At 43.9% G+C, this 15,554-nt stretch carries 10 protein-coding genes and 1 pseudogene; all 11 read left to right on the plus strand.

What is annotated here, in order from left to right:
- Nucleotides 1–84 precede the first annotated feature (84 nt).
- The 11 genes and pseudogenes from JI723_RS17155 to JI723_RS17205 all read left to right on the plus strand — a co-directional run bounded on the left by JI723_RS17155 (nucleotide 85) and on the right by JI723_RS17205 (nucleotide 15,305).
- Nucleotides 85–1,752, plus strand: a complete 1,668-nt coding sequence (locus tag JI723_RS17155; protein WP_337979588.1) for a site-specific integrase — start codon at nucleotides 85–87, stop codon at nucleotides 1,750–1,752.
- Between the two features lie 298 nt (nucleotides 1,753–2,050).
- Nucleotides 2,051–4,501, plus strand: coding sequence for a phage/plasmid primase, P4 family (locus JI723_RS17160; RefSeq protein WP_337979589.1), 2,451 nt, complete (start codon nucleotides 2,051–2,053; stop codon nucleotides 4,499–4,501).
- Nucleotides 4,502–4,857: 356 nt separating this feature from the next.
- A complete protein-coding gene (locus JI723_RS17165; RefSeq protein WP_337979972.1) occupies nucleotides 4,858–5,289 on the plus strand; it encodes a DUF1795 domain-containing protein in 432 nt (143 codons plus the stop codon).
- A gap of 5 nt (nucleotides 5,290–5,294) precedes the next feature.
- Nucleotides 5,295–9,584 (plus strand): RHS repeat-associated core domain-containing protein, encoded by a 4,290-nt coding sequence (locus tag JI723_RS17170; RefSeq protein ID WP_337979590.1) that lies wholly within the window; start codon nucleotides 5,295–5,297, stop codon nucleotides 9,582–9,584.
- Nucleotides 9,584–10,066 (plus strand): immunity 26/phosphotriesterase HocA family protein, encoded by a 483-nt coding sequence (locus JI723_RS17175; protein ID WP_336194458.1) that lies wholly within the window; start codon nucleotides 9,584–9,586, stop codon nucleotides 10,064–10,066. The genes JI723_RS17170 and JI723_RS17175 overlap by 1 nt, the downstream gene beginning before the upstream one ends.
- 117 nt (nucleotides 10,067–10,183) lie before the next feature.
- A complete protein-coding gene (radC, locus tag JI723_RS17180; RefSeq protein ID WP_337979591.1) occupies nucleotides 10,184–10,615 on the plus strand; it encodes a RadC family protein in 432 nt (143 codons plus the stop codon).
- A 250-nt stretch (nucleotides 10,616–10,865) separates the two neighbouring features.
- The gene (locus JI723_RS17185) at nucleotides 10,866–11,432 is read left to right on the plus strand and encodes a recombinase family protein (RefSeq protein ID WP_154610426.1); all 567 of its coding nucleotides are present in this window, start codon (nucleotides 10,866–10,868) and stop codon (nucleotides 11,430–11,432) included.
- Complete coding sequence (locus tag JI723_RS17190) at nucleotides 11,432–11,773, plus strand: hypothetical protein (RefSeq protein WP_196993107.1); 342 nt, start codon at nucleotides 11,432–11,434, stop codon at nucleotides 11,771–11,773. Before JI723_RS17185 ends, JI723_RS17190 begins: the two co-directional genes overlap by 1 nt.
- Before the next feature lie 20 nt (nucleotides 11,774–11,793).
- Complete coding sequence (locus JI723_RS17195; RefSeq protein ID WP_283126766.1) at nucleotides 11,794–12,612, plus strand: hypothetical protein; 819 nt, start codon at nucleotides 11,794–11,796, stop codon at nucleotides 12,610–12,612.
- 363 nt (nucleotides 12,613–12,975) lie between these two features.
- Nucleotides 12,976–14,244, plus strand: a pseudogene (locus JI723_RS17200) (tyrosine-type recombinase/integrase).
- 476 nt (nucleotides 14,245–14,720) lie between these two features.
- On the plus strand, nucleotides 14,721–15,305 hold the full coding sequence (locus tag JI723_RS17205; RefSeq protein ID WP_319067118.1) for an antirestriction protein ArdA: 585 nt from the start codon (nucleotides 14,721–14,723) through the stop codon (nucleotides 15,303–15,305).
- The last annotated feature ends 249 nt before the right edge of the window (nucleotides 15,306–15,554 follow it).

Here is a 15,554-nt window from a genome sequence, read left to right on the forward strand (position 1 = left end):
ATTAACTTATTGGTTTATCAGTGAATTTCATCTTTCACCCATCACCGAATCTGCTTCACGGTGGTACAGAATGGTGGTACATTCATGAGCACGATGATACAGCCAACTAAGAACAAATACGGGGTTTATACCCTCAGAATGGCAGTCCCTGCCGACCTTAAAAACACCCTCGGAAAAGGTGAGCTTAAGCGTTCATTGCGAACCAAAGACCTTGCAGAAGCAAAACGTAAAGCTCCAGCCGTCATTGACTTAATGCAAGCAGAGATTGATGCGGCAAGAAGCACTCTGCACGCTGAGCTAGCTATCACCAAAGATGATATTGAACGAATAGCTTATCGTTGGTTAACGTTCATACTTCCACAACCTGAACTTATTAAAGAACGATATTTAGTCGATTCCCTCTATGGTTTAGACCTGTCGCCTGAAAGTAGGATAATTCATTGTTATCTCGAAAAAAATGACGATTACCCTAACTACTCTGCTATGCCAGCCGATGATTTATTTAATTCTCCAGCTATCAACGTCCCTGATGATTATCAGCAACGTGATATCGAGCTGCTCCAATTGCTCAGGCATGAATTAAAGGAGTCACTTGAACTAACGCCTGTTGAACTTACGCCAACATGGAAAGTAACGTTAGCATGGCGTTTAGCTGACTATAGAATGCAAGCTGCTGAAATGCACATACTTAACATTCTGCCTAAATATGCTGCCACCGCCCAAGAAAAAGCCACTAAGCCCACAATCAGCTTTAGCCTAATGTTTGAACGCTATAAAGAGCATGTCCGCTATGCAGAGCCTCGTGAAGCAGAAAAACGAATTAAAGCCTACGAGACAGCCGTCAATCGCTTTGTGGAATTTATTGGTAGTAAACCAATAGAAGCGATTACAAAGCAAGATATGGCTGATTTTAGGCAACTCCTTGAGCGGTTGCCATGCCGCCCTTCTAAAGCCGTTAAGAAGCTACCGTTAAAAGAGCAAGCAGAACTCAACGTCGAAAAAATCAGCCCTCAAACGGTCAGAAACCAACTCATGGCCTTGTCGTCTATCTTTCGCTTAGCCACTGAGGATGAGCTTATTTCAGAAAACCCTGTTAGCTTAATGCCTAAACGTAAACGGCAACGCCAAACTGCTAAAGAACGTGATTTCACTCGTGATGAAATCGCCCTTATCTTTAATACTCCACTCTTCCACGGTGAAGAAACGCCTCATGGTGCAATGGCCTACTGGGTGCCAATCATTCTGTATTATACAGGTGCCAGAGTGGAAGAAATTACTCAGCTCTATACTGAAAATATCATCAAGGATAGCGGCATTTATTGCATTCAAATCGAATCGACTGACGAACAATCAACAAAAACAGGGTTATCTCGTGTTGTGCCGCTTCACAGCCACATCATTGAGTTAGGCTTCCTTGAGTACGTCAAAAGCCGTGAGCACTATCTATTTACTGAACGAAAAACGCCCTCAGGAAAATCGTCTTATAATTTCCTTCGCTGGTGGGGCAAGTACATTCGAAGCCACGGTATCACCCGTAAAGAGATCAAACCGACTCATGGCTTTAGGCATACGTTTATCACTCATTGCCGAAGCATCAACGTCAGAAAAGATATCCAAAATGACATTACAGGTCATGCTCAAGAAGATGTCAGCGGTGGGTACGGCTCATACCCTCTTGAAGCCAAGAAAGAGCTGATTCAAACGATACCACAACTAGAACTTCCCGTACTGGATATCTGGAAGCGATCATAACCCCTTCGAATCTACGGCGTGGTCATCCATGCCGATTTCATTGACAAAACCATCTATTAACCAAGCTATATTTAGCTTACAAATATTTACAATACGAGTTTTTGCAGCACCCATCTAACAAATTCAAAGTTGAGGCATTTAGGCATAAAAATATGGCTTTACAACAAGATAGCAAGAAAGTAATCTACTTCCATAGCTCAGTAAGCTTATCTGATGATGGAGTTCGACTCCATCCGGAAGGTGTTCCACGGCCTTCCATTGTGTGCCACCGCAAAAGATGTGGCTTGAGATTAACATTATGCTTAAGCATGATTTTAAACTTCTAAATAGCAGCACCTCAATAAGCAATACTTTCACACAAATAACAGGTATCAATACCATTTCTTGTGGTTCAAACATTCTAGAGCCAGAAGATAAGACCTGCCCGTTCTGCGAACATAAAAGTGCCTTCCGGTTCCATAGTGATACTAACCAATACCATTGCTATTCTTGCGAAGAGCACGGAGGTGTACTTGACTTAGTATTGAAACTCAAAGGGCTAACGGATGTCGTTGAAGCTGCTCGCTATCTCACTAGCACGAGTGAAATTCCATCAATTGCACCTGTAGAAATCAGAGTCGAAGAAGATAGCCGAGATCATAACTTGATTTCAAGCGTGTTCACGGATATTGCCCTGTACTATGCCCAAAATCTGACTAACGAAGCATTAGACTATCAAGTTGAGCAACGTGGACACTCACCGCGATTGCTTGAGCAACACCGTATCGGTTTTGCAGATGGGCAATGTTACGCCACGCTCTCCGGTGAATATGATGATGAAACCCTCTTAGCTACCGGCATGTTTCGTGAAGTTAATGGTCGCATGGTTGATTTCGTCCCTGCTGGGGTATATGTCTACCCGCACTTTCACAATGGAAGGATCGTTCGTTTTACCTTTAAAGACCAGAAAAAGGCCTTCACGTTTCAGCAAAAGAAAAAATGCTGGTTGCCAGAAGCGCATTGGTACGGGCAGCAAACACTGGAAAAGCCCGGAACGATTGCCCTTGTGGAAGGTGAAAATGACGCCTTGACGCTAATTGAAGCAGGATATACTGCCCCTGTACTTGCGTCTATTGGCTCACTTAGCCAGTCGCAAGTTGATTATATCAATTCTTTGGGGCGTCCTATCAATACTTACTTTGATAATGATGATGCTGGTGACCGATACCGCTCTAAATTCCCATCCGCAACGCATTACATTGTGCCAGAACGTGGTAGTGATATTGATGAGTTTATTCGTGAAGGTGGCGATTGGAGAGCACTCGACGCTGAGCAAACATTTATACCGCTAACAGAAACGCCCGTTATCAAGCTACCCAATGCTTGCGGTGCCGAGGGCTTCAATGACGTGGGTAACGCTAACCGTCTTGCCCGTCTGTTTGGTCATGATTTACGCTTTGTTCGTGAAACTGACAGCTTCATCCATTTTGTTGATCATCAATGGAAGCCGGCTGGTGTTCAGGTCATGGAGTATGCCAAGCAAGTTGCCGCTGACATGCTAGCAGAAGGTCATAACGTGCTTGCAGACGACGACACCAAAGGTACTCAACTGATAAAAGCAGCCATACAACTTCATAACCTACCGAAGTTAAAGGCGATGATTGAATTGGTGAAGCCTAAATTGGAAGTGCGTACAATTGACCTTGACGCTGATCCTATGTTACTCGGGGTCGCCAACGGCGTTATAGACTTAAACACGGGTGAATACCGTGAGAACCGCCGTCGTGACTTTATCACACGTTATACGCCAGTTGATTTCAATCCAAATGCAAAATGCCCAACATGGGAGCGATTCATTAATGATATCACCGTCGGCGATACTGAACTCGCTAGCTTCTTGCAACGGCTGGTGGGTTACTTCTTAACAGGCCGAACAGATGAACAGCTCTTGTTTTTCTTCTACGGTCACGGCAGCAATGGCAAATCGACGTTCATTCAGGTTATTCAGTCACTGATGGGCAGCTATGCGACACAGATAAACAGTGACGTCCTCATGATGAATAAAAACAGCGGAGGTCCTAATGCCTCATTAGCCAAGTTGCCGGGGAAACGGTTAGTCGTTGCCAATGAACTACCCGAAAATGGCCGACTTGATGACACGCTCATTAAAAGCATGACCGGCGGAGATATTATAGTTGCTAGGCAGGTATACGGTAAGCACGAGCTGGAGTTTTATTCGCAATTCAGCCTAGTAATTATCGGCAACCACAAGCCCACCATTTATGATACGTCTCACGGTATGTGGCGTCGGATGTGCTTAATTCCTTTTGCAGCAAACTTCACGGCAGCACAGATTGATCCTGAGTTACCCGTAAAATTAAGCAGAGAGATGCAAGGCATCTTAAACTGGGCACTCGCAGGCGTACAGGCATGGCATGCCGAAGGCCTTAAACGCTCACTCCCTGCGGCGGTCATTGCGGCTAACGACGAGTACCGCCAAGAAAGTGACCTCATCGGTGAATTCCTCGAAGGTTGCAGGCTGGAACCGGATGCTTACACCGCTGCCAGTGATCTGTACAGTGCATTTCTAAGCTTTGCCAGTGAAGGGAACGAATGGCGAATGACGCAACGTATTTTCACGAAGAAGATGGTTGAGCGTGGCTTTAAGAAGATCCGCCGTAACAATAAGGCCAGTTTTCGGGGTATCGCTCTGATTGACCATGAGCTAGGCTCTGTGATCAGTAAAGAAAGTTCAATCTTTTCTGTTTAAAACCTCAGTGCCGATTAAACAGCATATAAGTAAACTTTTTCTGTGAGTTTTCTCTATGGAAAGTTTATAAAAATGCTGATAAATCGGCACTCAATTCTTTTTCTATACAAGTCAATAAAGAGACACCCGCCAAAGGAGCCACCAAGGCGGGTTTCTCCCCACGTTAAGCGGTATTACCCTCAATAAATTCCAATGGAATGGGCTTTTTAGGTTTACAATGGTAAAAAACTGTAGATAATTTAGCTTATGGACGCTCTTTGATCAATAACGGCCTGATTTTGTACATTTATGACCGTTTTGATAACTGCCCAATGCTCAAAAAGCCTAGCTATTTCATTCAACAGGAAAAAGGGAACATTCGCATGGAACAACGTTGTTTATTCACGGAAGGGAGCATCAGCCTGCCTGAGGGCTACAAAGAACAAACTGTCAACATTCTGATTTCCCCCACTGGCAATGCAGTTAACATTTCTCGGGATGATAAACCCGCTGATGAAACCTTTGATGACTATGTTGCTCGCCAAAAGCAACTTTTGCAACGTTCCTTGAAAGATTGGCAACTCCTTGAAGAAAAGCCTTCGGTGCTCGGTGACAATGGTATTCACGGTCACCTTATTAGTTCACGCTACCGCCCGAACAAAAAGCAGCAAGTCTATCAAATTCAGGCCGTTTACCCTTTCAGTGATACCCAAACCCTGATTTTTACAATGTCATCGCCTAGTGCCTTTAATGATGAGCAATGGGCATGGATGAATACCCTCCTACTTAGTTTTCAACCAAGAGGGTAATTGCCATGCCAGAAGCCGCCAGAGTCGGGGATATCATCGGTCACTCCAAATCGATGTGGGGCATGCTCGTTGGAACGGTATTAGGTGCCGCTATCGCCATTGGCGGTGCCGTTGTTTCCGGTGTCTTAATGGGCGTTGGTATTGCTGCAAGCTGTATTGGGGTTGGTGTGCTTGCCATTGGTGCTTCACTGGCGGTCGGCTATGGTACAGGGCTGCTGGCAGAATGGGTGCGGGATAAGTGCGTTGAAACGGGGTCTAAATCGTTAAGTCCCAGTGGGGAAATCAAAACCGGCTCACGCAATGTTCGCATTAATGGTAAACCCGCTGCTATCTCCACGCGGAGTCAGGTCAACTGTGACAAAGAAAATAGCCTCCGTCAAATGGCAGAAGGCTCTGGCTCGGTGTATATCAATGGGTTTCCCGCTTCTCGGGTCGGTGATAAGACCACCTGTGATGCGACGGTGATGGGAGGCTCCCCCAATGTCAGAATTGGTGGCGGTACGCGAGCAACTGAAGATATTGAACCTGAAATTCCCTCTTGGCTCACCACCGCCTCTGACCTCACGATGTTATTCGCCGGCTTTTTAAGCTTTGGTGCTGGGGCAGCAAAAGGCCCCGGTGCAGTGGCGAAGCTGTGGAATAAATTACCGGGCAGTGCCAAAATCGGTCGCTTTTTCTGCCGATTTGGTAAAGCGTTTACAGGTCTATCCTTGGGTATTGGCACCTTCGGTATACTCACTCGTCCTGTCGAAGTCATTGGTGGGCAAAAAGTATTAAACGGTGAAGAGGAGCTGGATTTTACCTATGAATCTGAATTACCACTTTACTGGCAACGCAATTATTTAAGCAGCTATTGCTATGACGGTGTGCTGGGTCGAGGCTGGAGCTTTTTTTGGGAAAGCCGATTAATAAAAACTGAAGACGGCTTTGTTTGGCAAAACCTGTCGGGGGATATCCTCCCATTTCCAGACATCCCACACGGACACCGCAGCTTTTGTGAGGCTGCCCAAGGTTGGATAACCCATAATGATGATGACAGTTGGACGTTTCAGGATGCGGGAGAGCTACGTTACCATTACTCCCCTTTTGATGCCCAAGGCCATAGCCGCTTAAGCCATATTGTTGATAATGTGGGTAACGAGCAGCGTTTCCACTACAATGAGCAGCATCAACTGATTCAAATTACCGGTTGCGGTGACCTGAATATCACTTGTGAATATCAATCCTTTGAGCTTGAAGAGAAAACGGTATCACGCCTCACTGCCGTGTATCAGGTGAATGCCCATCAAGCACGCCGTCAATGTGCTTATTTTTATAACGAGCACGCTCAACTGGTGCGTGTCGAACAGCACACCGAGCACCCTTACCGCCAATTTGGCTGGACAGACGCTGGTATCATGGCGTGGCATACCGATAAATATGGTTTACGCAGTGAATACCGCTGGGAATTTACCGACGATAATCTGTGGCGTGTGATTGAGAACAGTACCAGTGAAGGGGAGCGTTACCGCCTCGAATACGATGATATCAACCTCACACGAACCGCGTATTGGCACGATGGCACAACCGCCTTTTGGCAACTCAATGATGACTATCAGATTATTCAGTATACTGACCGTACCGGCATCCAAACCGAACTGCTGTGGGATGAATTCGGGCTACCGTGTGGCTGTCGCAACGCCGAAGGGCACACCCAAACCAGTGAGTGGGATGAACTCGGGCGATTACTCAGTTTAACCGATGGTAATGGCAACCAAACCCGCTGGCAATATCAAAATGAACGCGAACGCCTTATCACCGTCTTTTGGCCTGATGGCACTGAATCGCGTTTAGACTATGACCGCTTTGGGCGGTTAATCAAAGAAATTTCCCCTCTGGAGCAAACCACCGAATACCGCTATGACTTTAACAGTACGCTAAGGCCAACTGCTCGCATCGATGCCAAACAAGGCCGCAGCGAGTTTCTTTGGACAAAGCGGGGGCAAATATTACGTCATATCGACTGCTCGGGCAAACAACATACTTGGCGTTATGATGATGAGGGGCGTGTTGTTTCTCAAACCAACGCCTTGCAGGAAGCTACAGAGTATCATTACGATGAGGCGGGGCGTCTCATGCGCATCGTGTTACCCGATGAGTCCACCGTGCAACTGGCTTGGAATGCCGCAGGGCTCCTCACCCATCACCAACGCAATGATAATACGCCGCGTCAATGGCAATACAACACCTTCGGTCGCGTCACAACGGAAATTGATAAACTCGCTCGGCATATCCACTACCGTTACAATGCTGAAGGTGCCTTAATTTCAATTGAAAACGCCAATGGCGGACGTTACCGACTCAACCGTGATGCCGAAGGCCGACTCATCGAGGAAATCCGACCGGATGATACGCTGCTGCAATATCGCTATAACAATTTCGGCCGTTTAGCCGAGGAAACTCGCCTCGGCGACCGCGTGTTCCCTTCCCCTGCTCGCACGGTGTTGTTGCAGTATGACCCCGCCGGTAACCTTGCACAACGAGAAACCTTCACCGATAGCTATCAATACCAGTGGGATAGCCTAAACCGCCTGTTGGTGGCGTCGAGGCAACCGAATCAACTCGGCCTTGAAATGGGCTTGCAAGCGAACCAAGTTCACTTTACCTACGACGCACTTGGGCGTATTACCCGTGAACAAACGGGCGATGATATCGTCGAATTTGCTTACGATGAACTCAATAACCTGAGTCGTCTGACGTTACCTCAAGGTGACAGCCTAAACTGGCTCTATTACGGTTCTGGACATGCCACTGCCATCAATCACCTTGTTGAGGGTACGCCACACTTAATCACCGAATTTGAACGAGATGACCTGCACCGTGAAATCAGCCGTACCCAAGGTACTCTGATACAATATCGACAGTACGATAAGCTGGGGCGGACAATAAGCACCTTCAGCTCACGCAATAAACAGCATCCACTCAACGGTGTTACCTCATCACGAAAATGGTTTTATGATGAGCAAGATAACCTTGGCGCGATGGAGGACCATTATCGGGGCTGGGTGGAATATCTATATGACTCTGAGCAGCGACTGAAAAAAGTTGCTAGTGGCGAAAACATGGACGCCATGCTGTTCTATGACCGTGCGGATAATCTGTTAGAGCGACCTCAATCAGAAATCGAGGCTCAAACGCCATCAACGCCTGCCCTAAGCCCACAAGGGGATAGGCTACTTCAATTCCAAGGCTGGCAATATCGCCATGACTCCTATGGTAACGTGATTTCACGCGAAAATCCCAACCAAGTCAAACAAACGTATCAGTATGATGGGGATAACCGTTTAGTTATCGCCCAGACCAGTGACATGAAAGCTCAGTATCACTACGATGCACTGGGTCGCCGGATTCATAAAGTGGTTGAGTCACGAGCTCACGGCACACTGAAACGACATGAAACCCATTTTGTGTGGCAAGGACTACGGTTGCTGCAAGAACAGGATATCAATACGGGTAAATGCCAAACCTATTGCTACGAAGAGCACGGCAGCTATACCCCACTCGCCGTTATCGTGAAGCAACCCGCAGGCTACCGTTATTACTGGCACCACTGCGACATTAACAGTGCACCACTTGATGTCACCAATGCACAAGGCAATACGGTATGGTCAGGGAAATATGAACGCTTCGGTTTTGTTCGCAGTAGCCCATTGAGTTTCTACTCCGACCCTGAACGTAAAATGGAGTCCTTCGAGCAGAACTTACGCTATGCCGGACAGTATTTTGACACTGAAACGGGATTACATTTTAATACCTTTAGATTCTACGACCCACAGATAGGCCGATTTATCATGCCTGACCCGATTGGGTTATTGGGTGGGATAAATCTATATCAGTATGCACCTAATCCGTTGGGCTGGATTGATCCTTGGGGGTTAACTGCTGTTGATGCTCCCGGATATTATGTTTATGGATTATATGACCCGGGGGCAACAAAACCTTATTATGTTGGCATTACTAATGATATTAATAGGCGAGCAATCGAACATACCGGTACAGGTAGGCTAACGACAGGGGCACACATGGAAATTCTAGATAGAAATATTAACTATGGTCAAGCCCGCGGTTACGAACAGTATTATATAGAAAAATACGGTACGCGAACTGGAATTATTGGTGAAGATATATCGTCAACTAACAGAGGGAATAAATACAACTCATTTGACCATAACCGTGCTGATACGCGTGCCGATGCTTTTAGAGAAGCTTATGACAGTAAAACAAGAAGTTCTGGAAAAGTCGGAGGAAAATGCTAATGAGTGATTTTAAATTTTGGGGGTGGGATAAAAAACCACGAACGATGCTGAGGTTTGTTAAACCCGGAGATATTTTTTGTTTTCAACTAAATAATGAAACATATGGGTTTGGACGCATCATTTCAAAAATCATGACAGGCCATGTAGTAGAGATTTTGGATTTCGTTTCATCTAGTCCATCCATAACCGAAGACGACATAAAAAAATCTAACAGAAAAATCGCACCCGTTGTAATCGATACTTACGGGTTATTTGATAGAAAAGGATATCCCAATAGTGACTGGAGGATCATTGGACATCAGAATAACTATACGCCTATGAATATGGACGACATATACTTTTCTTACGGAGTTGAAAACTCATGCTATAAAGTTGACATATTCAACAATGATTTTCCTATAACAGAAGAAGAGGCGACTAAATATCCCCGCCTAAGCCCTCATTCTGATTATCATATTAAAGAATTATTAGGAGCTATCTAAACTTAACTCAGATGCTCTAACTGCATATTTTTCATAACTACCAGCAGGGGCAACCCTGCTCAATAATTGCCCTAACAACCGGTATAAGCTCCTTGAAACAACAATCAGGAGCTTATCATGAAGCAACAAATACACGAAGTCCGTGAGTACCTATCGCAACAGCTTTACCGAACAGAACAGCTGTCATCCCCAAAAGATACCGAAGATTTTCTAGCCGTCCACCTTGGCGATAAAGAGCAAGAAGTCTTTGCTGTGATTTTTCTTAATGGTCAGAATCAGGTGATTCAGTACGCTGAAATGTTCAACGGCACCATTAACTACACCAGCATTTTTCCCCGAGAGATTGGCAAGTTAGGCTTAAAACTTAACGCTGCTAACATCATTTGTGCCCATAACCACCCATCTGGTACGCCAACGCCGTCAGAAAGCGACATTGCAGCAACCCGAACATTAAAAGAGACAATGAAGCTGCTCGATATCACTCTACTCGATCACATCATTGTTGCAGGTGGTAAAACAGTTTCTCTGGCTGAAAGAGGTCTGGTATGAAAACAGTTCTGTTGACTGCTTTCATTAAAGGACTCATCACCGCAGCCTTTCACATTCTAAAAGTGATATCCGCAAGTTACTACTAACCTAACTCAAATTTCATTATCACACCTACCAATAAGCATGCCTTAACGGCACCCCACCGAATGAACAGTGTAACAAGGCTTACAGGCCTGCCAAAACCCTTGTTTGCGGTTTTGGCATGTTTACACATCTTAGCATGCTCTATTGGCAGGGTCTGGAGGGAATAATGGCTATTGTTGGCTACGCCCGTGTATCCACACGAGGCCAAAGCTTAGATGCACAACTCAACGCATTACAAGACTGCGACAAAGTGTTCAAAGAGATCATCAGCGGTGCAAAAGACAACCGCCCTGAACTCATGGCATTGCTTGATTACGTTCGTGAAGGCGACACGGTGAAAGTTACCAAGCTCGACCGCCTAGCACGCAACACAAAGCATCTGCTGGAGATTTCAGACCACTTAGAAGCAAAACAAGTCCGACTGCTCATTATGAACATCGGCATTGATACAGGTACGCCTACGGGCAAACTGATGTTAACCATGATTGGTGCCATCGCCACGTTCGAACGTGAAATCATGCTAGAGCGTCAAGCCGAAGGTATCGCCTTGGCTAAGCAGCAAGGCAAATACATAGGCCGCAAAGCAACGGCTAGGGAGAAATCACAAGAAATCATTGAGCTGGTTGAACTTGGACTCAGTAAGCCGGACATATCGCGTCAACTCGGCATTGGCATTACTAGCATTTATCGAATCATCAGGGAAAACCGCCCTGATTTACTGGAAAAAAGGTAATGAAGTACTTAAAAATCATCCTAACACTAGCTGTATTGTATACCACTGTTGGCTATGCCAGCACTGTCAATATAAAGCTTGTATGCACAAATGGTATTCGGTTAGACATGATAATACCTGACGATGTTAAACAATCATCAATCTCAATGGAAGGTTTACCTTTTCTACCATTCAGTCATTACGAAGGAACAACAGATAACCCAATCGCCATATTTGCAAACAAAGAATACTACATCAAAACGTTAATAAAAATTCATGACCAAAAAGGAAGGTCAGAAATGTTTTTACTTTTTCGTGATCGCTGGATTCCTTGTACATCAACAAAAGCAACGCAACAGTAAGAACATCAGGAAACTAACTTATGACAAACATTTCAAAACTCTTGTTAATCATTGGCTGCTTAGTTGCTATTGGTTCAATCTTATACACTCAAGAAATAATCGGAGCGTATACCTTTAGCACATATCGTTTCTATACTGATACAGTATTTGTCAGAATTTTGCTATTCATTACCTCATTAATCATATCTGCAAGCTTCTACCCTGCCTTTGCTGATACAATTGAATCAAGAGCAAAAACTGACATAGCCCAAGGTATCGCATGCATTATCATTGGAGTAGTCGTCTCACTATTCTATATGTACGAATTTAATAGCATTGTCCTCTATGCGCTATCAATTGCGACTCCAATATCCATTGGTATTGGCATGAATATATTAACCAAAGGAAAGCGTTTACCTAACAAATATATTACATTATGTATATTAGTCATCATGCTATTAGCTGCTTATCCCTTTGTAACAATGAACTTGTTTGATACTGATGAATATTCACGCCGTATGGGGAATTTAATATACCACGGAGCAACAGGCATCTACGTAATAATTGCTTCAATCATCGGCTCGATTAGCATGATTTACTTTACGGAAAAACAAAAAAGTAAAGAAAAACTGTTTGCTCCCCAAGAATTCATCTCAACACTAACAAAGTTATCAGCGTTAAAGAATGCCGACATGTTGAGTGAAGAGGAATTTAACTATCAGAAAAACGAGTTAATCAAAAGCATTACCAATAAAAAACTTAATGGCGATCACCTGACATTTCTTGCTCAGCTCGCAGAGCTCAAGCAGCAAACGATGTTAACCAATGAAGATATCACCAATATCAAAAAGGTAATTTAATGCCTAACCACCAGCTAGATTATAACCTCTAGCTGGTCATAAAAAACTTGAAAAATGGTACAAAACAGTGGTACATTGCTCCTCGAAGCGAAAACGTAACCGACTGTTAATCAATAAAAAGTTGGTATAGAACGCGTATCCTTGGTTCGATTCCGAGTCCGGGCACCACCTTATTATCAACAGACGTCAACCGACGTCTGTTTTTGTTTGTGAAGCCCGCTAAAATCAACACTCTCCCAAAGTTTCAACTCAACTGAATTCTACTCGACCCTACCCACATCAACCCTATTGTGCGGGTACAATTGCGGGTATACACTAGTTCGATAGAATTTTGTACCCGCTTTATCTCTCAGGAAGCTCACTATGGCACTGACTGACGCTAAAATTCGGGCGGCTAAACCCGATGTGAAATCCTATAAATTAACCGATGATGCAGGTCTGCACTTATTGATTCACACCAATGGTTCTAAATACTGGCGATTACGCTATCGCCACTTAGGTAAAGAGAAAACCTTAGCCTTGGGTTTATACCCTGATGTGCCTTTATCTGAAGCAAGGCTTAAACGCGATGAAGCCAGAAAACTGATTGCTGATGGCATTGATCCCTGTGAGCAAAAACGTGTGGCTAAAACAGCTTCTGATGCTAATCTCTCTTTTGAAACCATCGCAAGACAATGGCATGCCAGCAATAAAAAATGGTCTGAATCACACAGTGAAAAGGTTTTAAAGAGTTTGGAGTCGCATGTATTCCCATACATTGGTCTACGTGATATCACTACCCTCAAAACACCTGATCTACTGATCCCTATCCGTGCAGCAGAAAGTAAAGAGATTTATGAAATAGCGGCGCGTTTACAGCAACGTATCGCTGCTGTCATGCGTTATGCGGTGCAATAATCAGGTATTATTGGCTATAACCCTGCTATTGATACCGCAGGGGCTGTAACGACTGTACAACGCCAACACCGTCCAACTCTTAACCTTGACCGTCTACCTGAACTCATCGCCCGTATCGATGCTTATAAAGGGCAACCCGTCACTCGCCTAGCCGTGATGTTAAATTTATTAGTATTTATTAGATCAAGCGAACTTCGCTATGCGCGTTGGTCTGAAATTGACTTCGATAAAGCCTTATGGACTATTCCTGCTCAGCGAAAGCCTATACTCGGAGTTAAATTCTCTCACAGAGGCGCTAAAATGCGCACTCCGCATTTAGTTCCCCTTAGCCACCAAGCCATCACTATACTGAAAGAAATTTGGACATGGACGGGTGAACATGAATTGATCCTAACGGGCGCTCATAATCCCTTTAAACCCATGAGTGAAAATACAGTCAATAAAGCCTTACGTGTGATGGGCTATGATACGAAGACTGAAATTTGTGGGCACGGTTTTAGAACGATGGCGTGTAGTTCATTAGTTGAATCAGGTTTATGGTCGAAAGATGCAGTAGAAAGGCAAATGAGCCACCAAGAACGTAACTCAGTGAGGGCTGCTTATATTCATAAGGCAGAACATATTGAGGAAAGGCGATTGATGGTACAGTGGTGGGCGGATTATTTGGATGCTAATCAGGAACAAACTATTTCCCCCTTTGATTTTGCCAAGTTTAATAATCCAATGAATCACTAAGACTTTAACGATGTCATATAGGAGATCCATTTGCAATACGAGAAGTCAAGTAATGCGGTAATATGCCGACTACATGGATTCTTTGGAAAGCCAAAATAAAGTGATTTCGAAATAGCTTATGCCTAAAAACGTAATCATGAACACAGTTTTATTATAATGCATTTTAGTTTGTAACCCATATTCCACCAAAGCAAGAGCCTCTGTCCTGATGAACTGACCCTAGTTTATTGGACAGGGGCTTTTTTCGTTTTAACCCGCGCAAAATGAAATCATGATAGAAAGCATAACATGTTATCGGGACTGTAAGGCAACTCATTATCCTGCTCTAAAACGTCATTAATCATTTTTAAAGCGAGTTGCCTGTTTTTCAGCTGATTGGCTTTTTATATCAATATCATCTTCTAAAGGGAAATTGATCCCTTTATCAAAATATCGCCATTAATTAAATCACAATACATCAATAATAGGACATGAATATGTGTATAACAGCGACAGCTTCCCCATGCCTAAAATCGGGAATGATTTCTGTTTTTATTACGAACTTAGGAAAATATAACGAAGGTGAACTGGTTGGTGAATGGCTTGAGCTTCCGGCAACCTCAAAAGAAATAGAATACTGCTTAATGCGGATTGGCATTGATGGTATTCAGTATGAAGAGTATTTCTTGACGGACTATGAATCTTCAATTGATGGCCTTTCGTCTTACATTTCAGAATACAGTCTTTTAGATGAGTTGAACGAGTTAGCCACGCAATTAGCCATGTTATCGCCTGATGAAATTGATCTTTATCAGGCGGCAGTTGAAATCGGTTCTTCAGCGAGTTCAATCCATGATTTAATTCATTTAGCGAATAATTTAGATTCTTTCCAGCAATTAGCGGGAGTCAATAATGAATATGATTTAGGTTATTACTGGTTAGAAGAAAGTGGTTCTTATGATTTAGCACAATTGGGTCATTTATCCCATTACTTTGACTATGAACGCTATGGACGTGATGTTTACCTTGAACAAGGAGGAATTTTTCACAGTGGAGGATATGTTTATCATACGAGTGGGTAGATAGGATAACAGAATGAGATTCAATCCGCTTTCATCCCTTAAGGCGGGAAATAAAGAATGCTGTGGTACCCCAATAACATCCATAATCTAGAACGTTAATCAAACTAAACTCTATTTTAAGCCATCTTTACGGGTATCCGTAAAGATGGCTATTGTGGTGTTATTTTTTATTTAATCAAGCTGTTAAATAGATACTTACCTTCCTATGATGACAAGCGAAAACCAAGATGAACTTAAGTGCTTATTCAT

The organism is Providencia manganoxydans (genome assembly GCF_016618195.1).
GTDB classification, from domain to species: domain Bacteria; phylum Pseudomonadota; class Gammaproteobacteria; order Enterobacterales; family Enterobacteriaceae; genus Providencia; species Providencia manganoxydans.